Below are 276 nucleotides of genomic sequence, written 5' to 3' on the forward strand. Positions count from 1 at the left end.
GGTTAACGGTTCTTGCAGCGCTTCGAGGATTTCATTCGAGTTCAGGGTGAAGCCGCGCGGCACACCTTCGGCCAGATTACGGCCGCGCACTTCAATCTCGCGCACCTCATCATCCAGATAGGCGGAACCAATACCGTGTTTGATCCGCTCGGCCGTCGCCTCGCCAATCAGTGAGCCGTAATTTCGGCGCACATAGTTAATAATAGCTTCATCGAAGCGATCGCCGCCAATGCGCACGGAAGAAGAATACACCACGCCATTAAGCGAGATGACCGC

Annotated in this window: 1 pseudogene; it reads right to left on the minus strand. The window is 55.4% G+C overall.

The window, feature by feature from the left end:
- Positions 1 to 276 (minus strand): annotated as a pseudogene (gene mreB, locus BG74_RS07190) (rod shape-determining protein MreB); the annotation flags it as partial.

The sequence above is a fragment of the Sodalis-like endosymbiont of Proechinophthirus fluctus genome, from assembly GCF_001602625.1.
In the GTDB taxonomy this organism is placed as follows: Bacteria; Pseudomonadota; Gammaproteobacteria; order Enterobacterales; family Enterobacteriaceae.